The organism is Streptococcus sp. CM6 (assembly GCF_000526095.1).
GTDB classification, from domain to species: Bacteria; Bacillota; Bacilli; order Lactobacillales; family Streptococcaceae; genus Streptococcus; species Streptococcus oralis_BW.
Genome location: NZ_JATS01000026.1, coordinates 93,181 through 117,021, shown reverse-complemented (window position 1 = coordinate 117,021; position 23,841 = coordinate 93,181). Strand labels below are relative to the sequence as shown.

21 protein-coding genes are annotated in these 23,841 nt (G+C 41.8%); 16 read left to right on the top strand and 5 right to left on the bottom strand.

All coding sequences use genetic code 11. The annotated features are described in order from the left end of the window. Window positions 1-274 precede the first annotated feature (274 nt). The 9 genes from HMPREF1516_RS09575 to HMPREF1516_RS09535 all read left to right on the top strand — a co-directional run bounded on the left by HMPREF1516_RS09575 (window position 275) and on the right by HMPREF1516_RS09535 (window position 9,511). The gene (locus HMPREF1516_RS09575) at window positions 275-1,735 is read left to right on the top strand and encodes an aminotransferase class I/II-fold pyridoxal phosphate-dependent enzyme (protein ID WP_033606438.1); all 1,461 of its coding nucleotides are present in this window, start codon (window positions 275-277) and stop codon (window positions 1,733-1,735) included. Then, window positions 1,736-2,596: a polyamine aminopropyltransferase gene (gene speE / locus HMPREF1516_RS09570; RefSeq protein WP_000366713.1), complete on the top strand. Its 861-nt coding sequence runs from the start codon at window positions 1,736-1,738 to the stop codon at window positions 2,594-2,596. Continuing rightward, window positions 2,593-3,852 (top strand): saccharopine dehydrogenase family protein, encoded by a 1,260-nt coding sequence (locus HMPREF1516_RS09565; RefSeq protein WP_033606437.1) that lies wholly within the window; start codon window positions 2,593-2,595, stop codon window positions 3,850-3,852. Before speE ends, HMPREF1516_RS09565 begins: the two co-directional genes overlap by 4 nt. After that, the gene (gene nspC, locus HMPREF1516_RS09560; RefSeq protein WP_033606436.1) at window positions 3,852-4,979 is read left to right on the top strand and encodes a carboxynorspermidine decarboxylase; all 1,128 of its coding nucleotides are present in this window, start codon (window positions 3,852-3,854) and stop codon (window positions 4,977-4,979) included. The genes HMPREF1516_RS09565 and nspC overlap by 1 nt, the downstream gene beginning before the upstream one ends. Next, window positions 4,976-6,061 carry an agmatine deiminase gene (gene aguA, locus HMPREF1516_RS09555; RefSeq protein ID WP_033606435.1) on the top strand — a complete coding sequence of 362 codons (1,086 nt, stop codon included), beginning with the start codon at window positions 4,976-4,978 and terminating at the stop codon, window positions 6,059-6,061. The genes nspC and aguA overlap by 4 nt, the downstream gene beginning before the upstream one ends. Window positions 6,062-6,070: 9 nt before the next feature. Then, window positions 6,071-6,946, top strand: coding sequence for an N-carbamoylputrescine amidase (gene aguB, locus HMPREF1516_RS09550; protein WP_033606433.1), 876 nt, complete (start codon window positions 6,071-6,073; stop codon window positions 6,944-6,946). 144 nt (window positions 6,947-7,090) lie between these two features. After that, window positions 7,091-7,828: a TraX family protein gene (locus tag HMPREF1516_RS09545; protein WP_033606432.1), complete on the top strand. Its 738-nt coding sequence runs from the start codon at window positions 7,091-7,093 to the stop codon at window positions 7,826-7,828. Window positions 7,829-7,934: 106 nt separating this feature from the next. After that, the gene (locus tag HMPREF1516_RS09540) at window positions 7,935-8,636 is read left to right on the top strand and encodes a response regulator transcription factor (RefSeq protein ID WP_000146581.1); all 702 of its coding nucleotides are present in this window, start codon (window positions 7,935-7,937) and stop codon (window positions 8,634-8,636) included. After that, window positions 8,633-9,511, top strand: a complete 879-nt coding sequence (locus tag HMPREF1516_RS09535) for a sensor histidine kinase (protein WP_000990193.1) — start codon at window positions 8,633-8,635, stop codon at window positions 9,509-9,511. Before HMPREF1516_RS09540 ends, HMPREF1516_RS09535 begins: the two co-directional genes overlap by 4 nt. A 38-nt stretch (window positions 9,512-9,549) precedes the next feature. Here HMPREF1516_RS09535 and HMPREF1516_RS09530 read toward each other — a convergent pair whose 3' ends face one another. The 3 genes from HMPREF1516_RS09530 to HMPREF1516_RS09520 all read right to left on the bottom strand — a co-directional run bounded on the left by HMPREF1516_RS09530 (window position 9,550) and on the right by HMPREF1516_RS09520 (window position 12,173). Then, complete coding sequence (locus HMPREF1516_RS09530) at window positions 9,550-10,302, bottom strand: ABC transporter permease (RefSeq protein WP_000581966.1); 753 nt, start codon at window positions 10,300-10,302, stop codon at window positions 9,550-9,552. A gap of 10 nt (window positions 10,303-10,312) precedes the next feature. After that, window positions 10,313-11,221 (bottom strand): ABC transporter ATP-binding protein, encoded by a 909-nt coding sequence (locus HMPREF1516_RS09525; protein WP_000859672.1) that lies wholly within the window; start codon window positions 11,219-11,221, stop codon window positions 10,313-10,315. Between the two features lie 142 nt (window positions 11,222-11,363). Next, on the bottom strand, window positions 11,364-12,173 hold the full coding sequence (locus HMPREF1516_RS09520; protein WP_033606431.1) for a Cof-type HAD-IIB family hydrolase: 810 nt from the start codon (window positions 12,171-12,173) through the stop codon (window positions 11,364-11,366). A gap of 146 nt (window positions 12,174-12,319) precedes the next feature. On the opposite strand from HMPREF1516_RS09520, the gene HMPREF1516_RS09515 reads away from it, so the two are divergent. From HMPREF1516_RS09515 to HMPREF1516_RS09495, 5 genes are all read left to right on the top strand, one after another. After that, entirely contained in the window at window positions 12,320-12,781 is a 462-nt protein-coding gene (locus HMPREF1516_RS09515) for a MarR family winged helix-turn-helix transcriptional regulator (RefSeq protein WP_000049664.1), read from the top strand. Continuing rightward, window positions 12,774-13,193 (top strand): EVE domain-containing protein, encoded by a 420-nt coding sequence (locus HMPREF1516_RS09510; RefSeq protein ID WP_001138495.1) that lies wholly within the window; start codon window positions 12,774-12,776, stop codon window positions 13,191-13,193. The genes HMPREF1516_RS09515 and HMPREF1516_RS09510 overlap by 8 nt, the downstream gene beginning before the upstream one ends. Window positions 13,194-13,299: 106 nt before the next feature. Then, complete coding sequence (gene rexB, locus HMPREF1516_RS09505; RefSeq protein WP_033606430.1) at window positions 13,300-16,575, top strand: ATP-dependent nuclease subunit B; 3,276 nt, start codon at window positions 13,300-13,302, stop codon at window positions 16,573-16,575. Next, entirely contained in the window at window positions 16,572-20,222 is a 3,651-nt protein-coding gene (gene addA, locus HMPREF1516_RS09500) for a helicase-exonuclease AddAB subunit AddA (protein ID WP_033606429.1), read from the top strand. Before rexB ends, addA begins: the two co-directional genes overlap by 4 nt. 17 nt (window positions 20,223-20,239) lie before the next feature. Then, a complete protein-coding gene (locus tag HMPREF1516_RS09495) occupies window positions 20,240-21,418 on the top strand; it encodes a hypothetical protein (RefSeq protein WP_033606428.1) in 1,179 nt (392 codons plus the stop codon). A 32-nt stretch (window positions 21,419-21,450) separates the two neighbouring features. On the opposite strand, the gene HMPREF1516_RS09490 is transcribed toward HMPREF1516_RS09495, so the two are convergent. Both HMPREF1516_RS09490 and mazE read right to left on the bottom strand, forming a co-directional pair. Next, a complete protein-coding gene (locus tag HMPREF1516_RS09490; protein WP_000560800.1) occupies window positions 21,451-21,807 on the bottom strand; it encodes a type II toxin-antitoxin system PemK/MazF family toxin in 357 nt (118 codons plus the stop codon). Beyond that, on the bottom strand, window positions 21,791-22,006 hold the full coding sequence (gene mazE, locus HMPREF1516_RS09485) for a type II toxin-antitoxin system PemI/MazE family antitoxin (RefSeq protein WP_001098936.1): 216 nt from the start codon (window positions 22,004-22,006) through the stop codon (window positions 21,791-21,793). The genes HMPREF1516_RS09490 and mazE overlap by 17 nt, the downstream gene beginning before the upstream one ends. A 211-nt stretch (window positions 22,007-22,217) precedes the next feature. Between mazE and ylqF the strand changes: the two genes are divergently transcribed. Next, window positions 22,218-23,069 (top strand): ribosome biogenesis GTPase YlqF, encoded by an 852-nt coding sequence (gene ylqF / locus HMPREF1516_RS09480; RefSeq protein ID WP_000201291.1) that lies wholly within the window; start codon window positions 22,218-22,220, stop codon window positions 23,067-23,069. After that, entirely contained in the window at window positions 23,056-23,841 is a 786-nt protein-coding gene (locus HMPREF1516_RS09475; protein WP_000207520.1) for a ribonuclease HII, read from the top strand. The genes ylqF and HMPREF1516_RS09475 overlap by 14 nt, the downstream gene beginning before the upstream one ends.

The window sequence follows — 23,841 nt, the reverse complement described above, 5'->3', positions numbered from 1 at the left end:
AGCCTACTTTTATAAGTTGATGTTAGGACGCTTGTCCTAATTCATAAATTTTAGTGTGGTGAAAGCACACGTCATCTTGTGAAACGATCAATAAAGTACGTAATATTTGCTACTAGAGAGTTAGGAAACATCAGGAACAGACATACTCAACAGAAACCAAAATACACACGTCAGAAGATTGCAGAGCAGGTGAAAACCTGCTCTTTTTTCATAAGTCAACTTTTAGTCGCCTTTATCTTCTTGAGGTGCTAAAAATACGGTAAAGGAGTATGTCTTGAAGAAGTTAGATCAAAACCAAGCCCCAATTTACGAGGCCTTGGTCAAGCTACGCAAGAAAAGGATTGTCCCCTTTGATGTGCCAGGTCACAAGCGAGGGCGGGGAAATCCAGAACTGGTCGAACTGTTAGGAGAAAAATGTGTTGGCATTGATGTTAATTCGATGAAACCCTTGGATAATCTTGGTCATCCCATTTCGATTATTCGGGATGCGGAGGAATTGGCTGCAGATGCTTTTGGAGCAGCCCATGCCTTTCTCATGATTGGTGGAACAACTTCATCGGTGCAAACTATGATTCTTTCCACCTGCAAGGCGGGAGATAAGATTATTCTGCCACGTAATGTCCACAAATCTGCTATCAATGCGCTGGTTCTATGTGGTGCTATTCCCATCTATATCGAGATGAGTGTAGATCCTAAAATAGGCATCGCTTTAGGTCTTGAAAATGACCGGGTTGCCCAGGCCATTAAGAAACATCCAGATGCTAAAGCTATCCTAATCAACAATCCTACCTACTATGGAATTTGTTCAGACCTCAAGGGTTTAACGGAAATGGCTCATGAAGCGGGCATGCTGGTTTTAGTGGATGAAGCCCATGGAGCGCATTTGCATTTTACAGATAAATTGCCATTGTCTGCTATGGACGCTGGAGCTGATATGGCGGCGGTCTCTATGCATAAGTCTGGTGGGAGTTTGACTCAAAGTTCGCTTCTTTTAGTTGGTGATCAGATGAATCCTGAGTACGTTCGTCAGATTATCAACCTGACCCAGTCTACATCTGCCTCTTACCTACTTATGGCTAGTCTAGATATTTCTCGACGGAACTTAGCCCTTCGTGGCAAAGAGTCTTTTGAGAAAGTCATTGAGCTATCCGAATACGCTCGTCGTGAAATCAATGCTATCGGTGGTTACTATGCCTACTCAAAAGAGTTAATAGACGGAGTGTCGGTCTGTGATTTTGACGTGACCAAGCTGTCCGTTTACACCCAAGGTATCGGCCTAACAGGGATTGAGGTTTATGACCTCTTGCGAGACGAATACGATATTCAGATTGAATTTGGGGATATTGGCAATATATTGGCCTATATTTCAATCGGTGACCGCATTCAAGACATTGAGCGTCTGGTCGGTGCTTTGGCGGATATCAAGAGACTATACTCAAGAGATGGAAAAGATTTGATTGCTGGAGAATATATCCAACCCGAGTTAGTCCTTTCTCTTCAGGAAGCCTTTTATTCAGAGAGAAAAAGTTTGACCTTAGACGAATCAGTCGGACAAGTCTGTGGAGAATTTGTCATGTGCTATCCTCCAGGCATCCCAATCCTAGCACCAGGTGAACGCATTACTCGAGAGATTGTGGATTATATCCAATTTGCCAAGGAACGTGGTTGCTCCCTCCAAGGAACGGAAGATCCAGAAGTCAATCACATCAACGTCATTAAGAGAAAGGAGAACTAGATGGATTTATGGTTTTCTGAAGTTCATACTCCAGATGTGAAACTGTCCCTGAGAACAGCCAAGCAACTCTACGCTGGTAAGAGTGAATGGCAGGATATAGAAGTTTTAGACACGCCAGCTTTTGGAAAGATTTTGATTTTAAATGGGCATGTCTTGTTTTCAGACGCGGATGACTTTGTCTACAATGAAATGACCGTCCACGTACCCATGGCTGTCCACCCAAATCCCAAGAAAGTCTTGGTTATTGGGGGTGGCGACGGCGGTGTTGCCCAAGTATTGACGCTCTATCCTGAACTGGAACAAATCGATATCGTGGAACCAGATGAGATGTTGGTTGAGGTTTGTCGTGAGTATTTCCCAGACTTTGCTGCAGGGCTAGATGACCCTCGTGTTACCATTTACTATCAAAATGGACTTCGTTTTTTACGAAACTGTGAGGATGATTACGACATTATCATCAACGATGCGACAGATCCCTTTGGCCATACAGAAGGTCTCTTTACCAAGGAATTTTACGGAAATAGTTATCGGGCTCTCAAAGAGGACGGAATCATGATTTACCAGCATGGGAGTCCTTTCTTTGACGAGGATGAGTCAGCTTGCCGAAGCATGCACCGCAAGGTCAATCAAGCCTTTCCAATCAGCCGGGTCTATCAGGCGCACATCCCAACCAGTCCAGCTGGCTATTGGTTATTTGGATTTGCTTCGAAAAAATATCACCCTGTCAAAGATTTTGACAAGGAAGGCTGGAAAAAACGTCAGCTTTTCACAGAATACTACACTGCAAACTTACATGTGGGTGCCTTTATGTTGCCTAAGTATGTAGAAGACATTTTAGAAGAAGAGGAAGGAAAAAAATGAGTCGTTTATTAGTTATTGGATGTGGGGGCGTTGCCCAAGTTGCTATTTCAAAGATTTGCCAAGATAGCAAAACCTTTACAGAGATTATGATTGCTAGCCGTACCAAGTCAAAATGTGATGACTTGAAGGCTAAACTGGAAGGTAAAACAAGTACAAAGATTGAGACAGCTGCCCTTGACGCTGACAAGGTTGAAGAAGTGATTGCCTTAATTGATAGCTACAAACCAGAAGCTGTTTTGAACGTAGCTTTACCATATCAAGATTTAACAATTATGGATGCTTGCTTGGCAACAGGTATCCACTATATCGATACCGCCAACTATGAGGCTGAGGACACAGAAGACCCAGAATGGCGTGCCATTTATGAGAAACGTTGTGAGGAACTAGGTTTTACAGCCTATTTTGACTACTCATGGCAGTGGGCTTATCAGGAGAAATTCAAAGAAGCAGGCTTGACAGCTCTTCTTGGATCTGGATTTGACCCAGGTGTGACCAGCGTCTTTTCTGCCTACGCCCTTAAACACTATTTTGATGAAATCCACTATATCGACATTTTAGACTGTAATGGTGGTGACCACGGTTATCCATTTGCAACAAACTTTAACCCAGAAATCAACCTCCGCGAGGTTTCTGCGCCAGGTTCTTACTGGGAAGATGGAAAATGGGTCGAAGTCGAAGCCATGTCAATCAAGCGTGAGTACGATTTCCCTCAGGTTGGACAAAAAGACATGTATCTCCTTCACCATGAAGAAATCGAATCATTGGCCAAAAACATTCCAGGTGTTAAACGGATTCGTTTCTTTATGACTTTTGGCCAATCTTATCTAACGCACATGAAATGCTTGGAAAACGTTGGTCTCCTTCGTACGGATGCTATTAACTTTAATGGACAGGACATTGTACCGATTCAATTCTTAAAAGCCTTGCTTCCTGATCCAGCCAGCCTTGGCCCACGTACAGTTGGAAAAACCAATATCGGCTGTATCTTTACAGGTGTCAAAGACGGTGTTGAAAAGACTATCTATATCTACAATGTTTGCGACCATCAGGAATGTTACGCAGAAGTTGGTTCACAAGCAATTTCTTACACAACAGGCGTTCCAGCCATGATTGGGACCAAATTAGTGATGAACGGAACTTGGAAACAACCTGGAGTTTACAACCTTGAAGAGTTGGATCCAGATCCATTCATGGAAGCTTTGAATGAGTACGGATTGCCTTGGGTTGTGGTAGAAAATCCGCAAATGGTGGACTAATGAAGTTAGAACAAGTACCCACACCAGCTTACGTCATTGATTTGGCCAAGTTAGAAGCAAACTGTCGCATTCTACAATATGTTCAGGAAGAAGCGGGCTGCAAGGTTTTACTGGCCCAGAAGGCTTATTCTCTCTACAAAACCTATCCCTTGATTAGCCAGTACCTATCTGGTACGACGGCTAGTGGTCTCTATGAGGCTAAGCTAGCTAGAGAAGAGTTTCCGGGGGAAGTCCATGTATTTGCACCTGCTTTCAAGGATGCAGACTTGGAGGAATTGCTGGAGATAACGGACCATATCGTCTTTAACTCAGAGAGACAGTTGCGTAAACATGGTCCTCGTTGCCGAGAGGCTGGTATCAGTGTCGGTTTGCGCCTCAACCCTCAATGTTCTACCCAAGGTGATCACGCGCTCTATGATCCTTGTGTACCTGGATCCCGTTTTGGAGTCACTATAGACAAGATTCCTAGTGATTTGCTGGACTTGGTGGATGGTCTTCATTTTCATACCCTTTGCGAGCAGGGGGCAGATGATTTAGAGACAACCTTGAAAGCAGTCGAAGCGCAGTTTGGTCCTTATTTACATGAGGTCAAATGGCTCAATATGGGTGGTGGACACCACATCACTAGAGAAGACTATGATGTGGATTTGCTAATTTCTGAAATCAAGCGTATCCAAGAAACTTACAATCTTGAAGTCTATATCGAGCCGGGAGAAGCTATTGCTCTCAATGCGGGTTATCTAGCAACTGAAGTATTGGACATTGTCGAAAACGGTATGGATATTTTGGTTTTAGATGCCTCCGCGACCTGCCATATGCCTGATGTACTTGAAATGCCCTATCGTCCACCTTTGAGAAATGGATTTGAACCGCAGGAAAAAGCCCATACCTATAGACTTTCTTCCAATACCTGTCTGACGGGTGATGTGATTGGCGATTATAGCTTTGAAAATCCAATCCAAATCGGTGATAGACTTTATTTTGAAGATATGGCTATTTACTCCTTTGTCAAAAATAATACCTTTAACGGTATTGGCTTGCCAAGTCTCTATCTTATGAACGAGCAGGAGGACTGCAGCTTAGTCAAAGCCTTCGACTATCAAGACTTTAAAGGGAGATTATCATGATAGAAACTCCAAAAAAATTAGGCTTTCGTATGCCAGCAGAATATGAACCCCATCATGGTACCCTCATGATCTGGCCGACTCGACCAGGTTCGTGGCCCTTTCAAGGAAAGGCTGCCAAAAGAGCATTTAGCCAAATTATAAAAAACATAGCCCAAGGGGAAAGAGTCTATCTCTTGGTGGATCAGGCTCATCTATCTGAAGCCCAATCCTATCTAGGAGACAAGGTCGTTTATTTAGATATTCCGACAAATGATGCCTGGGCGCGTGATACTGGTCCGACCATTCTTGTTAATGACAAAAGAGAAAAGTTGGCAGTTGATTGGTCATTCAATGCTTGGGGTGGGGCCGTGGATGGTCTTTATCAAGATTATGAAGAGGATGACCAAGTAGCTAGTCGTTTTGCTGAGATCTTGAAAATACCTGTTTACGATGCTAAACCTTTTGTACTGGAAGGTGGAGCGATCCATAGCGATGGTCAAGGAACCATTCTTGTGACTGAAAGTTGTCTTCTAAGTCCTGGACGCAATCCCCACCTGTCTAAAGAGGAAATCGAAAACACCTTATTGGAGAGCCTTGGCGCTGAAAAAGTTATCTGGCTTCCCTATGGTATTTATCAAGATGAGACAAACGAGCACGTTGATAATGTAGCAGCCTTCGTTGGTCCTGCAGAGCTTGTTCTAGCTTGGACAGACGATAAAAGCGATCCTCAGTATGCTATGTCTGCAGCCGACCTTGAGATTTTAGAAAAGGAAACGGATGCAAAAGGTCGCACTTTCACTATTCATAAGCTTCCTATCCCAGCTATTCGTCAGGTTGTCACTAAGGAGGATTTACCAGGTTATATCTATGAAGATGGGGAAGAGGAGCGTTATGCAGGTGAACGTCTTGCAGCTTCCTATGTCAATTTCTATATTGCCAACAAGTCTGTCTTAGTGCCACAATTTCAGGATGTAAACGACCAAGTGGCCTTGGATATCCTCAGCAAGTGTTTTCCAGACCGTAAGGTCGTAGGAATACCAGCTAGAGATATTCTTTTAGGTGGTGGCAATATCCACTGTATCACCCAACAAATCCCAGAATAGGAGAAAAAGATGAGAAATGTAAGAGTTGCAGCGATCCAGATGCAATGTGCCAAGGATGTGACAACAAATATCCAAACCGCAGAGCGTTTAGTACGTCAGGCTGCAGAACAAGGCGCACAAATCATCCTCTTGCCAGAGCTGTTTGAACGTCCCTATTTCTGTCAGGAACGCCAGTATGACTACTACCAGTATGGCCAGTCAGTGACAGAAAATACAGCCATTCAGCATTTTAAAACCATTGCCAAGGAGCTAAAGGTCGTTTTACCCATTAGTTTCTACGAAAAAGATAGAAATGTCTTGTATAACTCAATCGCCGTCATTGATGCAGATGGAGAGGTACTAGGCGTTTATCGGAAGACCCATATACCAGATGACCATTATTATCAAGAAAAGTTCTATTTCACGCCTGGCAACACTGGTTTCAAGGTCTGGGATACTCGCTATGCTAAGATTGGGATTGGCATCTGTTGGGATCAGTGGTTCCCTGAAACAGCGCGCTGTCTTGCGTTGAATGGGGCAGAATTGCTTTTTTACCCAACAGCTATTGGTTCAGAGCCAATTTTGGATACAGACAGTTGTGGTCACTGGCAACGTACTATGCAAGGGCACGCAGCAGCTAATATTGTCCCAGTCATTGCAGCCAATCGTTATGGTTTGGAAGAAGTCACTCCTAGTGAGGAAAATGGTGGACAGAGTTCCAGTCTTGACTTCTACGGTTCGTCCTTTATGACGGATGAAACAGGAGCTATTCTAGAGAAAGCTGAAAGACAAGGTGAAGCTGTTCTGTTAGCGACCTATGACCTTGACAAGGGAGCAAGTGAACGCCTCAACTGGGGACTATTTCGAGATAGAAGACCAGAAATGTACCAACGGATTACCGACTAGAAGGTAACTTTCATAATAAATTTTTGATATTTACACCTGTCTTACAAAAATGTAAGATAGGCTTTTTAAATGTAAGATAGGTGTACGATTATACGTGGAAATGTATGCTATACTCTATGTAGATAAAAAAGAAAGAGGTTTATTATGAAAAAATGGAATGCGACGCAGTTGAAGTATCTGATGGCGGCAGTAATGGTTCTAGACCATATCCCACATATTACCGGAATCGTTTCTCCTCTATGGGAAGGTATCTTTCACGCCTTGACCCGTTGTGTGGGAGTTTGGTTTGCCTATATGGCTATGGAAGGTTTTATCCATACTCGAAATCTAAAAAACTATCTCATCCGTCTCTGGTCTTGGGCGCTTATCATGTTTGCTGGAAATAGCCTACTCAACGCCCTATTTGCATCCAAAGGAGTAATGGTCAATAATAACATTTTCCTGACTTTGGCCATCGGTGTTACCATGCTTTGGATTGGTTTTCCCAGAAAAGAGCTGGATAAAAAAGAGAAGTTGTGGCGTCGGATTGGGCTTGCTGTTCTCTTGATTTTCGGTTGTCTTTTTACTGAGGGTGGTATCACCATGCTACCATTTCTCTTGATTAGTTACTCTTGCCGAAATCGCAAGGGATTGCGAAATCTCCTCTATGCCTTTCTGTGGGCCTTCTTGTTAGTGACTTCCATCCAAATTTACGACACTTGGTACCAAACACTGGAAATGATGCTTTACAATTCTGACTGGCTCTTTATCACCGTCTTTCCTTTTATGGCCTTGTATAATGGACAGCGAGGAAAAGAAACTAGTTGGAGTAAATATTTCTTTTATATTTTCTACCCAGCTCATTTATGGATTATTACCCTGATTGCTTATTTGGTTAAGTAGATTCAATTTTCATTAGCTCCTTCTTGCTTAAAATGTGAGAGGAGCTTTTCTGTATCTGGAATTCCCAACAAAACATGTTATAATAGTTTTAGAAAGGATGAGGTTTATGGCGAGCATACTTGTAGTTGAAGATAATAATGAAATCCAGGAAATTTTAAGAACCCTTCTTGCAGAGGAACACGAGGTGATCCAAGCCTTTTCTGGTACGGAAGGTATCATGCGATTTGACAAAGGTGGCATCGATCTCGTCTTGCTAGATATCATGCTCCCTGGGAAAAATGGCGACCAAGTCTTGCAAGCTATTCGACAAACGAGTCAGACTCCGGTCATCATGCTTACTGCTTTAGGTGATAAAAAGCTCATCAGCCAATATCTACTAGACGGTGCCAATGATTATGTAGTAAAACCTTTTGATTTGGACGAAGTCTTTGCCAGAGTCACCGTGCAATTACGCCAAAGTGGTGAACATCAGTCAGAAGATCGAAGAGAAATTGATAACCTCGTACAAAATTTTAAAAATATCCAGTTTGATGCGGATAGTTTTGAAATAAGCAACTCTACTGAAATCATTCGCCTTGCAAAGAAAGAGTGTCAGATTCTCCAAATGTTGCTCCAGTACCCTAAAAAGATCTTCACCAAGGAAGAACTCTATGAATTGATTTGGGAAGAAAGTTACCTGCCTGGAGACAATACGCTCAACACCCATCTAAGCAATCTCCGTAAAAAACTGCATCAACTGGATCCAAATCACGAGTACATCGAAACCATTTGGGGAGTTGGTGTTCGATTAAAAGGAGACAAGCAATGATGTACATTTTGATATCTATATCGCTCCTCATTAACATCATTTTGGCGATTTCTTTGATTCGCTATCATATAGCAATTAGAGATTTAAGCAGACAAATCGAAGAAAAGATTCGCTCTGGTAGCATGAAGAGAATCGGTGTAAATTTCTTTTCAAAGACCATTTTGCGTCTACATAACCAAATTGAGAATCTATTTCAAGAAGTGGAGCAAAACCAACTAATCATGAAGCGTGAAAAACGCACCCTAGATATGGCAATCAGTAACATCGCTCATGATATTCGGACACCTTTGACAATCGCTTCAGGATATACTCAGCAACTAATAAAACACCCCGATAATAGTCAGGAAACTTTAAGCAAAATAGCCTATCATCAGGATTTGGTTTCCAAACGGTTGGAAGCTCTTCTTGAATACCGTCATTTGATGGAAGGAGCAGTCAAACCGAAACTGGAAGAACTTGATTTATCAACTTTTATAACGAAAAAGACTTTAGCTTATTACGACGTTTTTCAATCTTCACAGATTGTTCTTGATTTTAACGTTGAACCAGGATTGAAAACGACGACTGATGAGGACTTGCTTGATCGAATTATACAAAACCTTCTTGGAAATGTTCTCAAGCACGGTAAGGAGAAGGCTCGACTTTCTTTGAAAAAGGAAGACAATAGGCTTGTTTTAGAAATCGATAATCTTGTCAAAAAACCTATCAAGAATATAGACAATCTCAGCAATCGTTTTTATTCTGAAAATATGTCAGATACCGAAGAATCCTCTGGTTTAGGTCTCTATATTACTGAGGAATTAGTTCATCTTCTTGGAGCGGAAATGAAGCTAGCCACTGATGGAGAATGGTTTTCAGTCTTTATTTATCTTTAACAGAAGAAACCTCCTCTATATCCTAGAGGAGGTCCTTTTTATAAGCTTTTCTTCTTGAAAACAGTCAGTCCACTGAGAGAGAAGAAAAGTATGATAGCGATGCAAACCGTTATGGTATAGAGAACTGATTGACTATCAGCAGTCATGGCATAGGCAAAATTTAGGCTCAGATATCGTAAAATTTCGATATTTGGAAAGATAAGCATTGGCATAGAAAGGATGATAGAGGTAACTAGATAGCCGATAAATACGGCAAGATAGGAGTGAGTCACATAGAGAATAAAGGAAATAATCGAAAGCCAAGCGAGGAGGCAGAGAAATTGAAGGAAAATCATTAAGAGGAGATTAGCAATAAAACCATCAGATATCGTACCAAGTCCGTTTAATAGAGTTGAGGGAACAAAAGCAATCACAAGGCTGGCGATGAGTTGTAAGAGAGCGATACTTGCTAGAACAAAGAATTTAGCAAGGAAAAATTCTGTACGAGAAACGCCAACAGTCAAACTATTTTTATAGAGTTTGCCGATTAGATCAACTCCTAGAACGAGACATGCTAGAACAATGCAGAGAAAAACGAGGTTTGAATCATTGCTAGACGCATTGATTAGAGCTTCTATCCCATTCCAACCATGGGTAGGAGTCTCTGGTGGTGTTGTATTTACTGACATTAAATGTCCTGTAGCCCCGATAGTGGCACCCATTAGCAAGAGGACAAAGAGAATGAATTCTGTAATCCAAAATCCTTTGGAGCGGAAAAGACGGTAAAAATCTGCTTGAATGGTATGTATCATGATTTTTCTCCTATTCTACCAATTGTGTGAAGTATTCTTCTAGGTTTTGACGGGCAAAGTATATCTCATCAATAGCAACATCGGCCAAAGTTAGTTGCTTAAGAATCTGTTTGACATCTTGTTCATTACCAAAGATATGGATTTCATTTTCAGGATTTACAACCTTAAATTGGAGTTGGATCTGTTCTTTCAATACCTGACAAGCTCTTTCTTTATCGCTTGTTTTAAGCACAATATAATCCTCACTCAGTGTTTCAAACTCAGCTTTACTGATTTCACGGATAATCTTACCTTGATCCAGAATACCAAAGCGATTAGCTAAGAGATAGAGCTCTGACAAGATATGACTAGAGATGAGGATAGTTATGCCTTTTTCTTGATTGAGTCGCTGGATCATGAGGCGAAATTCTTTGATTCCAATTGGGTCGAGACCGTTAATGGGTTCATCAAGAATCAGGAAATCAGGTTTTGATAGGAGGGCAATGGCGATGCCAAGCCTTTGTTTCATTCCAAGTGAGAAATCACGAAAGACTTTTTTCCCTGTATCTGACAAGCCAACATAGTCCAAGGTCTCCTGAATCACCTTATCAGCATTTGGAATATGACGAATCATACAATAATATTTAAGGTTTTGATAAGCTGTTAAGTGATTATGGGCTACAGGTGATTCGATAACAGAACCCACTCGAGATAAAGCCTTGGTCCACTCATTTTCTTCTTTGCTAGAAAAGAGAGAAAATGTACCTTTGTCCGCAAACAATAATTGTGTAATGATTTTGATAAGAGTAGTTTTACCTGCTCCATTTTTTCCGATTAGTCCATAAATATCCCCCTCTTTTATGGTTAGACTAAGATCTTGAAGAATAGCTTGGTTACCAAATTGTTTGGTCAGTCCATGAATTTCGAGTACTGTTTTCATGATTTTCTCCTTTTGATTTGTTTTACTAACTTTAGTATAAGGTATAGAAATCAAAGAAAGTTCAAGTAATTCTAAAGAGTTTCTAAAGTTTTGTAATTCTTAAAAGAAACAAAACCCAGTTGATATGAACTGGGCTTCTCAATTATAAAATATACTTCTCAATCGCGCGTGCAACGCCTTCTTCTTCATTGCTGGTTGTAACGTCATTGGCTAAGGATTTGACATGGTCGCTGGCATTTCCCATAGCAATGCCAAGCCCTGCAAACTGAAGCATTTCGATATCGTTATTGGCATCGCCCATGGCCATAATCTCTGAGGGCTCGATCTTCAAAATCGCTGCTAGTCGAGAAAGAGCAGTAGCCTTTGTTGTTCCAAGTGGCATGGCTTCATAAATGACTGGCTGCGAACGAACACCGCTAAATCGTTGACAGAGTTCCTCAGCAAACCGTTGCTCAAAATCGTCTGTTTGCTCTTTTGTTCCTAAAAACATTCCTTGGAACATCCGATATTTACCACTGGTGGCTTCCTCAAGGGAAATTTCAGTCAGGTCTGAAAAGACTAGCTTGGCATCATTTTGAACGATTTGATTAGGCTTGCCACCGAGGACAAAATAATGCTCCTCATCAAAAAGAGTCAACTGGACGTCGCTTTTTTCTGCTAAGTCATAGAGGTATTCGATGTCAGCTGGACTGAGTTCTTGCCAGTCCACTAGACTCCAGTCACTGGTCTGGTGAGTTGAACAACCGTTATTGACGATGACATACTCATTCTGAAGGTCCAGTCCCAATTTTTTATAGTAAGGAAGGACACCGAAAAGCGGGCGACCTGTACAGAGAACCAGTTTGACACCTTTTTCAATGGCTTGGTGAATGGCAGTAATGTGGGCTTGTGGGATTTCCTTGGCTTCGTTAAGGAGGGTTCCGTCCATATCCAAGGCTAGTAGTTTAATCATAAGACTTCCTTTTCTAGGTGTTTTGCTATTATTATAGCATATAGACTATAAAATGTCCGACAGAATTGTAACATTCGACTTTCCTTTTCTTGAAAAACAAAATAAATTCTTATATAATATGTATACTTAATATTTTAGGAGAAAAAATGTCAAAGTATCACTTTAATTCAATTTACAAAAATGATGAAACAGAGTCTACAGGTCTTCTGTTCATTAAAGTCTACAACAAGTGGGAAAGCAACTTAAAAAGAGTTTTGAAATCAGTTGGTCTTACTCTGCCTCAATTTATCGTTTTGACTTCGCTTTTGTTTCTGTCTAATAGAGAGGAATATATAACGCAAGTTGATATTGCTCGGTTCACTGGTATGGATGTCATGACGGTTTCCCAGATTGTTAGACTACTGGAGAAGAAAGACTACATTAAGCGTGATCAACACCCAAAGGATAGTCGGGCAAAACTTGTCTCAGTGACGAAGTCTGGCGCAGAGAAGGTCAATCAAGCTTTACCTTTAGTAGAAGGGGTTGATGAAGAATTTTTTGATAAACTTTCTGAAGATAGAGAAAGTTTTAATCGCATGTTAGTAGAGTTGGAGGATAAAAATGCCTAGATATTGGGTCGGAGTTGTTTCGAAGAACCATGTTTTAAGAGGAGTTGAAGGAAATTTTTGCCAGGTCTGTCATGGAAAGGGTGGCCCCTTAAATCGTATGAAAAAAGGTGACTATCTTTTATACTATAGTCCAAAATACGATATGAACGGTCAAGATAAGTTACAGGCTTTTGTGGCCGTAGGTAAAATTATAGACGACAAGGCCTATCAAGTAGAGCAGTTCGAAGGATTCTTTCCCTTTAGACGTAATGTCGAGTATTATCAACCAGTCAAAGATTGCTCCATAGAAATAGCTAGACAACATCCTGAATGGAGAGACTATACTTCTCGACTTCGTTATGGACATTTTGAAGTTTCCAAAGACTTTTTCCTCTATATCTTTCAGCATATGAAAATGGATGATGAAGTATGATTGATTTGCTAGTTAAATGATTGTCAACTAGAATTTTGGATTTGGACTGTGAAGCGAACTTTGCTATAATAGAGTAAGAAACTTTGATAAACCAAACGAGGCTGAGATGAAATTACTTTATACTGATATTCGGACTTCTTTGACTGAAATTTTAACGAGAGAGGCAGAAGAGCTAGTTGCTGCAGGCAAGCGGGTTTTCTACATCGCCCCCAACTCTCTTTCATTTGAAAAGGAACGCGCCGTGCTGGAATGCTTGTCCCAGCAGGCTTCTTTTGCGATTACCGTCACGCGCTTTGCTCAAATGGCTCGTTACCTAGTTTTAAATGATTTGCCTGCCAAGACCAGTCTAGATGATATCGGCCTTGGGATGGCCTTTTATAAATGCCTTGCAGAACTGGATCCCAAAGTCTTACGTGTGTATGGTGCAATTAAGCAGGATCCTCAATTTATCCAGCAGTTGATTGAACTTTATCATGAGATGACGACTGCTCAGATGAGCTTTTTGGACTTGGAAAGTTTAACAGATGAAGATAAGCGAGCGGATTTACTCTTGATTTTTGAGAAAGTAACAGCCTATCTCAATCAAAGTCAGTTGGCTCAGGGAAGTCAGTTATCCCATTTGATTGAGGCTATTGAGAATGATAAGGTAAGTAGTGATTTCAGCCAGATTGCCTTGGTTATTGATGGATTTACCCGTTTTTCTGCCGAGGAAGAGCGTGTAGTGGATCTACTTCATCGAAAAGGTGTCGAGATTGTTATTGGGGCCTATGCAAGCAAGAAGGCTTATACCAGTCTGTTCTCTGAAGGGAATCTCTACCAAGCCAGTGTGGAATTTCTTCATCATTTGGGGGCAAAATACCAAACACCTGCTCAGGATCGTTCTCAGACACATGAGAAAATGGATAGTTTTGACAAGGCCTCTCGTTTGCTGGAGTCTTCTTATGACTTTTCAGAACTCGCTTTAGATGTCGATGAGAAGGACCGAGAAAACTTGCAAATCTGGTCTTGCTTGACGCAAAAAGAGGAGTTGGAGCTGGTGGCTCGCGCTATTCGTCAGAAATTACATGACCATCCAGAACTGAGTTACAAGAATTTTCGTATTCTCTTGGGGGATGTGGCTTCTTACCAGTTATCGTTGAAAACCATTTTTGACCAGTATCAGATTCCTTTCTATCTTGGTAGAAGTGAATCCATGGCTCACCACCCTTTGACTCAGTATGTCGAATCTATTTTGCGTTTGAAACGCTACCGTTTTCGTCAGGAAGATTTGATTAATCTCCTCAGAACTGGTCTGTATACCGACCTTAGCCAGGCTGATATTGATGCTTTTGAGCAATATCTCCGTTATCTTGGCATCAATGGCTTGCCAGCTTTTCAGCAGACCTTCACAAAATCCCACCATGGAAAATTTGATTTAGTTCATTTAAATTCTCTTCGTCTGCGAGTTTTGGCGCCACTTGAAACCTTATTTGCCAGTCGGAAGCAAAAGACTGAAAATCTCTTGCAAAAGTGGAATGCTTTTTTAAAAAATGCTGCTTTAAGCAAGCAGATGCAAGAATTGACAGCTACTATGGAAACTCTAGAACAGGAAAGACAAGCTGAAGTTTGGAAAGCCTTCTGCCATGTTTTAGAACAAATTGCGACCGTTTTCGCTGGTACACAGGTTAGTCTAGAGGATTTCCTAGCCTTGCTCCATTCTGGAATGAGTTTATCCCAGTATCGTACCATTCCAGCAACTGTTGACACCGTTCTGGTGCAGAGTTATGATCTGATTGCCCCTCTGACAGCTGACTTTGTCTATGCCATCGGTCTGACTCAGGATCATTTACCAAAAATCGCGCAAAATACCAGTCTTTTGACAGACGAAGAAAGACAAAGTCTAAACCAAGCAACTGAGGAGGGAGCACAATTACTGATTGCAAGTAGTGAAAACCTCAAGAAAAATCGCTACACCATGCTTTCCTTAGTCAATGCTGCTCGTAAGCAGTTGGTGTTATCCGCTCCAAGTCTCCTCAATGAAAATGAGAGCAAGGAATCGGCCTATCTTCAGGAACTGGTGAGTTTTGGATTTAGCCGGATAGAGAAGAAGATTCATCAAAAAAGTCTGACTAAGGATGATATGGGTTCTTATCACAGTCTCTTGTCTAGTCTAGTTGCCTATCATCAGCAGAGTGAGACGAGTGATACTGAGCAAGATTTGACTTTTGTCAAGGTTCTGGCGCGTGTCATGGGAAAAAAACTTGATCAGCAAGGTTTGGCCAATCCTGCCCTCCCAACCAGTCCAATCAGCAAGCCTTTAGCTAGGGAAACCTTGCAGGCTCTCTATCCCGCTGACAAGGAGTTTTACCTGTCTACGTCTGGTTTGACAGAGTTTTACCGCAATGAATACAGTTATTTCCTCCGTTATGTCTTAGGTTTGCAGGAAGAAGTGCGTCTGCGTCCGGATGCCCGCAGTCATGGTAATTTCTTGCATCGTATTTTTGAACGTGCCTTGAAACTGCCTGATGAAGATTCCTTTGATCAGCGTTTGGAGAAAGCTATCAAGGAAACCAGCCAAGAACGCGAATTTGAAGCTATTTATCAGGAAAGTTTGGAAGCCCAGTTTACCAAGGAAGTTCTACTTGATGTCGCGCGAACTACGGGCCACATCCTTCGTCATAATCCAGCCATTGAAACCATCCAAGAGGAAGCAACATTTGGTGGTAAAGATCAGGCCTTTATTCAATTGGATAATGGTCGGAGTGTCCATGTGCGAGGCAAGGTTGACCGAATCGACCGTTTGAAAGCTGATGGAGCGCTAGGAGTGGTGGACTACAAGTCTAGTCTGACTCAGTTCCAGTTTCCTCATTTCTTTAATGGGCTTAATTCCCAACTGCCAACCTATCTTGCTGCCCTAAAAAGAGAAGGGGAGCAGAACTTTTTCGGCGCTATGTACTTGGAAATGGCTGAACCCGTCCAATCTCTGTTGACCGTTAAGAGTTTGGCTGGAGCAGTAGCAGAAGCCAGCAAGTCTATGAAATATCAGGGACTCTTTTTAGAGAAAGAAAGCAGTCATTTGGGCGAATTTTACAACAAAAACAAGGCCAACCAGCTGACTGTTGAGGAGTTTCAGCTCTTATTGGACTACAATGCCCATCTTTACAAGAAGGCTGCTGAAAAGATTCTAGAAGGCCAGTTCGCCATCAATCCATACACAGAGAATGGCAGAAGTATTGCCCCGTACGTTCAGCAACACCAAGCCATTACAGGATTTGAAGCCAATTACCACTTGGGTCAAGCTCGTTTCCTAGAGAAGTTAGACTTAACTGATGGCAAGCGCCTAGTCGGAGAAAAGCTCAAGCAAGCTTGGTTTGAAAAAATGAGAGAGGAGTTGAATCGATGAAGCCCATTTCCTTTTTAACTGAGGAAGAGATTCAAAAACTGCAAGAAGCAGAAGCGAGTTCGAACAAGGAACAGAAGAAAACAGCCGAGCAAATCGAAGCCATTTATACAGCAGGGCAAAATATTCTGGTCTCAGCGTCTGCTGGTTCAGGGAAAACCTTTGTCATGGCAGAGCGCATTCTGGATCAGTTAGCGCGTGGTGTCGAAATTTCTCAACTCTTTATCTCGACCTTTACTGTCAAGGCTGCTACTGAACTCAAGGAACGTTTGGAGAAAAAAATCAGCCAACAAATCCAAGAAACCGATGATGTCGATCTCAAACAACACTTGGGACGCCAGTTGGCAGATTTGCCAAACGCGGCCATCGGAACCATGGACTCCTTCACACAAAAATTCCTCGGTAAACATGGCTACCTAATTGATATTGCACCCAATTTTCGTATTCTACAAAATGAAAGCGAACAGTTAATCCTCAAAAACGAAGTTTTTCATCAGGTGTTTGAAGAGCATTTCCAAGGTGAAAATAAAGAGAAATTTAGTCGTTTGGTGAAAAACTTTGCTGGGCGTGGCAAGGATGAACGAGGTCTGCGCCAGCAAGTCTACAAAATCTATGATTTTCTTCAATCCACCAGTAGCCCCCAAAAATGGCTGAGCGACTCTTTTCTCAAAGGGTTTGAAGAAGCTGACTTTGCAATTGAAAAAGACAAACTGACCGAGCAAATCAAGCAAGCGCTTTGGGACTTGGAAAGTTTCTTCCGTTATCATCTGGATAACGATGCCAAGGAGTTTCCAAAAGCAGCCTATTTAGAAGCTGTTCAACAGGTTCTGGATGAAATTAGCTCCTTAAATCAAGAGTCCGATAGTCTGGCTTATCAAGCAGTGCTTGCGCGTGTTGTTGCCATCTCGAAAGAGAAAAATGGTCGGGCTCTGGCTAATTCTAGTCGTAAGGCCGATTTGAAACCACTGGCTGATGCCTATAACGATGAGAGAAAGATCCAGTTTGCTAAACTAGGACAACTGTCAGATCAGATAACCATTCTCGACTATCAAGAGCGTTATCATGAAGACACCTGGGAGCTAGCTAAAACCTTCCAAACCTTTATGAGTGATTTTGTGGAGGCTTATCGTGAACGTAAACGCCAGGAAAATGCTTTTGAATTTGCTGATATCAGTCATTACACCATTGAGATTTTAGAGAATTTCCCACAAGTCTGCGAGGCTTATCAGAAACGATTCCACGAAGTCATGGTCGATGAGTATCAGGATACCAACCACATTCAAGAACGGATGCTGGAATTGCTGTCTAATGGTCACAATCGCTTTATGGTGGGAGATATCAAGCAGTCTATCTACCGTTTCCGTCAGGCAGATCCCCAAATTTTCAATGAAAAATTTCAACGCTATGCGCAAAATCCTAAAGAGGGTAAGTTGATACTCCTCAAGGAAAATTTCCGTAGCAGTTCAGAAGTGCTATCAGCAACCAATGATGTTTTTGGACGCCTTATGGACCAAGAGGTCGGCGAAATCAACTATGATAGCATGCACCAGCTTGTTTTTGCCAATACCAAACTGACTCCCAATCCCGATAACAAGGCGGAATTTCTCCTCTACGACAAGGACGAGTCTGGTGAGGAAGAAGAGGAACAAGCAGAAACGAAACTCACTGGTGAAATGCGCCTGGTCATCAAGGAAATCTTGAAGCTTCATCAGGAAAAAGGTGTTGCCTTCAAAGAAATTGCCCTTTTGACTTCCAGTCGGAGTCGTAATGACCAGATTCTACTTGCCCTGTCTGAGTACGGAATTCCAGTTAAAACCGACGGTGAGCAAAACAATTATCTCCAATCCCTAGAAGTACAAGTCATGCTAGACACCCTGCGTGTCATTCACAATCCCCTGCAAGACTATGCCTTGGTTGCCCTGATGAAGTCTCCTATGTTTAGCTTTGATGAGGACGAGTTGGCACGTTTATCCCTCCAGAAAGCAGAAGATAAAGTCCAAGAGAATCTTTTTGAGAAACTGATCAATGCTCAAAAACAAGCAGCTAGGCAGAAAGAGTTAATTCATACAGCTCTAGCGGAAAAATTAAATCAATTCATGGATATCTTGGATTCTTGGCGCCTGTATGCCAAAACTCACTCTCTCTATGACTTGATTTGGAAGATTTACAACGACCGTTTTTATTATGACTATGTTGGGGCTTTGCCGAACGGACCTGCTAGACAGGCTAATCTCTATGCCCTAGCTCTACGAGCTGACCAGTTTGAAAAGAGCAATTTCAAGGGCTTGTCGCGTTTTATCCGTATGATTGACCAAGTCCTAGAAGCCCAGCACGATCTCGCAAGCGTAGCCGTCGCACCGCCAAAAGATGCTGTAGAACTTATGACCATTCACAAGAGTAAAGGACTAGAGTTTCCTTATGTCTTTATCCTCAACATGGATCAGGACTTCAACAAACAAGACTCGACGTCAGACGTCATTCTCAGTCGTCAAAATGGGCTTGGTGTCAAATACATTGCCAAGGTGGAAACAGGAGCAGTGGAAGCACACTATCCTAAAACCATTAAACTCTCTATTCCTAGCTTAACTTATACGCAGAATGAGAAAGAACTGCAACTGGCTAGCTATTCAGAGCAGATGCGTCTGCTGTATGTTGCCATGACGAGAGCTGAGAAAAAGCTCTATCTTGTCGGCAAGGGTTCTCGTGAAAAGCTAGAAGCAAAGGAATATCCATCAGCTGAGAGCGGAAAATTAGATAGCAATACCAGACTGCAAGCAAGAAATTTCCAAGATTGGGTCTGGGCTATCAGTAAAGTATTTACCAAGGACAATCTCAACTTTAGCTATCGTTTTGTTGGTGAAGACCTGTTGACTAGAGAAGCTATTGGTCAATTGGAAAACAAGAGCCCTCTCCAAGATAGCTCTCAAGCAGACAATCGCCAGTCAGAAACTATCAAAGAAGCTTTGGAAATGCTGAAAGAGGTGGAAGTTTATAATACTCTTCACCGCGCAGCCATTGAACTACCAAGTGTTCAAACCCCAAGCCAAATCAAGAAATTCTACGAACCGGTTATGGATATGGAAGGGGTAGAAATTACTAACCAAACTCAATCATCGGAAAAGAAAATCAGCTTTGATTTACCAGATTTTTCAACTAAAGAAAAGGTAACTGGAGCTGAGATTGGTAGTGCAACCCACGAACTCATGCAAAGAATTGACCTCATTCAGCAACCAACACTTGCTAGCCTGACAGAAACTCTCAAACAAGTTCAGACTAGTCCAGCTGTTAGAGACAAGATCAATCTTTCTAAAATTCTTGCCTTCTTTGATACAGCACTTGGTCAGGAAATTCTCGCTAATACCAGCCATCTTTACCGCGAGCAACCTTTCTCCATGCTCAAAAAAGATCAAAAGAGTAAGGAAGATTTCGTTGTCCGTGGAATCTTGGATGGCTATCTGCTTTATGAGGATCGCATCGTTCTTTTCGACTACAAAACAGACCGTTACGATGAACCAAGTCAACTCATAGACCGCTATCGTGGTCAGTTAGCCTTATACGGAGAGGCTTTATCTAGAGCCTATTCGATTGAAAACATAGAAAAATACTTGATTTTGCTCGGCAAAGACGAGGTTCAAGTTGTAAAAGTATAACCTAGAAAGGAGACCTCATGACACTTCCAGTTAGAAAATCCCTGCACGATGCGGTTTTACAGGCTTCAAAAGCCGATACTTGGGATCAAGCTACCAAGGAATGGAATGAAGTTTCCTTGATTTTTAATGGCATTGGCCGTAGTAATTGTGTTTGCGGGAATGCCATAAAATACGCCTACGAACTCTTTAATGGTGTCACAGGCCAACGCCTCTTTCCAATCGGTAGTGACTGCGTCCGTCATTTTCATCGTATTATCCTCGATCAGCAACTGGAAGAGGAAGACAAGCTTCTCAGAAAACTTGAAAACCTAACCAGAAAGGCTCAGAAAAAGGAAAAAATCAAGGTCAATAAAAGCGACTTTGACGAACGACTTTTAAAATGGTTTTGGGAAAAAGGTGTTTTCAAAGCCAATCGTGGCAATCATTTTGCGCCTGAGAGAGACTATCAGCTCTTCCTAGAGGTCTTTCAAGGGGGAAATTGGACCAAGGCAGATCCAAAGAAGAAGGCTCGTATGGAAGAAGTGCTGGAAAAGTGTATCAAACCTTTTTTACTTGGTAAGACCGATGACCAACTCTACCTTGTCAAACTAGGCAAGGAGAAAATCGACTACGAGCAGCATCTACGGATTCAAGCAGAGAAAGAACGCAAGAAAAGAGATAAAATCGCCAAGCAATACGCTGACAACCTCATTCTTGCCATGGGACCTGCAGAACGAGTCTATCAAGATTACTTTGGCTTTACAGAAACCTTGACCCAAGAAGAACGAAAATGGGAAAAAATCCTCTTTGGAAAAAATAGAGACGAACGGGCTATCAAGGTTAAACAAAACCAAAAGGAGTTGGAAAAGGATCAGCGAATTGCAAATCAAGATCCTATTGAACGAAAGCAGAAGCAGACTTGGCTTCTTAATTCCTATTTTCGGGATTTGCCTGATGAAAAAGCTAGATTTTCTCGGCTTCTATTAGAATATCGAAAAAGTGGAGAAGTAGCCTTTTCAGATGAATACTTATCTGAGCATCTCATCGATTTTTTCTACAAGATGAATGCCTTTGAGTTTGAAATTGCACCAGAAAAAGTCCGCGATTTTCTAAAAGAATGCCTTCAGGCAGAACATCTATCATCTGCACAAGAAAGCTGGATTAAAGGAATTCTCCTTAATTGCCTTCACCCGTTCTTAAATAGGTTACTCATATAGAAAAATCCTACCTTGTCTATGCATGGTAGGATTTAAGTATCTCCAAAGATGTACTGGTAAAGTTGGACGACTTTCTGAAAACACTGCGTGTCCATTCTTGTTATTTTTTGAGCATTACGCATCCGAAAATCAAAGGTATACAGTTGAAATGGATTGACAGCGCCATCTACCTTGTCCGAAGAGACAGGAACGAGCAAGCCTTTTTCTGCCAAACGACGTTGGCCGTGAGTGATAGGACAGACAGCCACAAAACCAGTTTGCAAGGCATATTCTCTCCTAGAAACAACCAAGGCAGGTCGCCGTTTCTGAATCTCCCGACCAACTGATGGATCAAAGTCAAGCCAAATGATATCTTGCTTTTCTGGAATATAATCAGATTTCGCTATCAAGTAACCTTACCCCTTCAAAATCATTTGTCATTCTCAAATCAGCAATCCCATCAAAAGGATCTTTTAGTTTTGGAGCTAAGACAATGACTCCGTCAATCCCTTTGTAGACAACCATTTCTTCACCTTCCGTCATACCCAAATTTTTAGGAATGGTCACAGTGAGCGAATTCCCCACCTTCCGAGTCTTTACTGTATTCATTGCTCTACCTCCACGAAATTGTATACACCAAGTATATACCTGTTAGCAAAAAAAGTCAAGTAAATCCTTACTGTCATCAAGAATATTTCGCACGATTACTATTTATCATTTGTTGTGGTCAAAGCTTGTGCAAAAGTTCCTAATTTATGATAGAATAGATGGTGAGAAAGAAAACGTTTTTACTGCGTTTTTCAGTCGGAAAGGGAAATTTATGGCTACAATTCAATGGTTTCCGGGCCACATGTCTAAGGCTCGGCGACAAGTTCAGGAGAATTTAAAATTTGTTGATTTTGTGACGATTTTGGTGGATGCTCGCTTACCTCTATCTAGTCAAAATCCTATGTTAAACAAGATTGTGGGTGACAAACCAAAACTCTTGATTTTAAATAAAGCGGACTTAGCAGACCCAGCAATGACCAAAGAATGGCGTCAGTACTTTGAATCACAGGGAATCCAAACTCTGGCTATCAACTCCAAAGAGCAAGTGACTGTAAAAGTTGTGACAGATGCAGCGAAAAAGCTCATGGCAGACAAGATAGCTCGTCAGAAAGAACGTGGTATCCAGATTGAAACCTTGCGGACCATGATTATCGGGATTCCAAACGCTGGTAAATCAACTCTGATGAACCGCTTGGCTGGGAAAAAGATTGCGGTTGTCGGCAATAAACCAGGTGTTACAAAGGGACAACAATGGCTCAAAACCAATAAAGATCTTGAAATCCTAGACACACCAGGGATTCTTTGGCCTAAGTTCGAAGACGAAACCGTCGCTTTGAAACTGGCCCTAACAGGGGCCATTAAAGACCAGTTGCTTCCTATGGATGAAGTGACCATTTTTGGTCTCAATTATTTCAAAAAACATTATCCAGAAAAGCTGGCTGAACGCTTCAAACAAATGAAGATAGAAGAAGAAGCACCTGTTATCATCATGGATATGACACGTGCTCTCGGTTTCCGTGACGACTACGACCGTTTTTACAGCCTCTTCGTGAAGGAAGTTCGTGATGGCAAACTTGGTAACTATACCTTAGATACATTGGACGACATCGATGACAACGATTAAAGAAATCAAAGAACTTCTTGCTACTGTCAAAGAATTAGACAATCCTCTTTTTCTGGAATTCGAAAAAGATCCTCGTTCTGGAGTTCAAAAGGAAATCTACAAGCGTAAAAAAGCCATTCAGGTAGAACTGGATGAGAATCTTCGTTTGGAAACTATGCTTTCTTATGAAAAAGAGCTGTATAAACGAGGTGTGACTTTAGTAGCAGGTGTTGATGAGGTCGGCCGTGGTCCTCTGGCTGGTCCTGTAGTCGCTGCAGCCGTTATCTTGCCAAAAAATTGTAAGATTAGAGGCCTAAACGATAGCAAGAAGATCCCTAAAAAGAAACATTTGGAAATTTATCATGCTGTTCAAGATCAAGCCTTGGCAATCGGAATTGGTATCATGGATAATCACATCATTGACCAAGTCAATATCTATGAAGCGACCAAACTGGCCATGAAGGAAGCAATCTCCCAGCTCAGTCCGCAACCTGAGCATCTCTTGATAGATGCCATGAAACTGGAGTTACCAATTTCACAAACCTCCATTATCAAAGGAGATGCTAACTCCCTCTCCATCGCAGCTGCATCTATAGTGGCTAAGGTGACACGGGATAATATTATGAAGGACTATGATAATCAATATCCCGGCTATGATTTCACGGCTAATGCAGGATATGGAACAGCTAAACATCTAGACGGACTCAAGAAACTAGGAGTTACCCCAATTCACCGAATCAGCTTTGAACCCGTTAAATCATTGGTTGCAGAAGAAAAAGAAAATTTAAGTTAG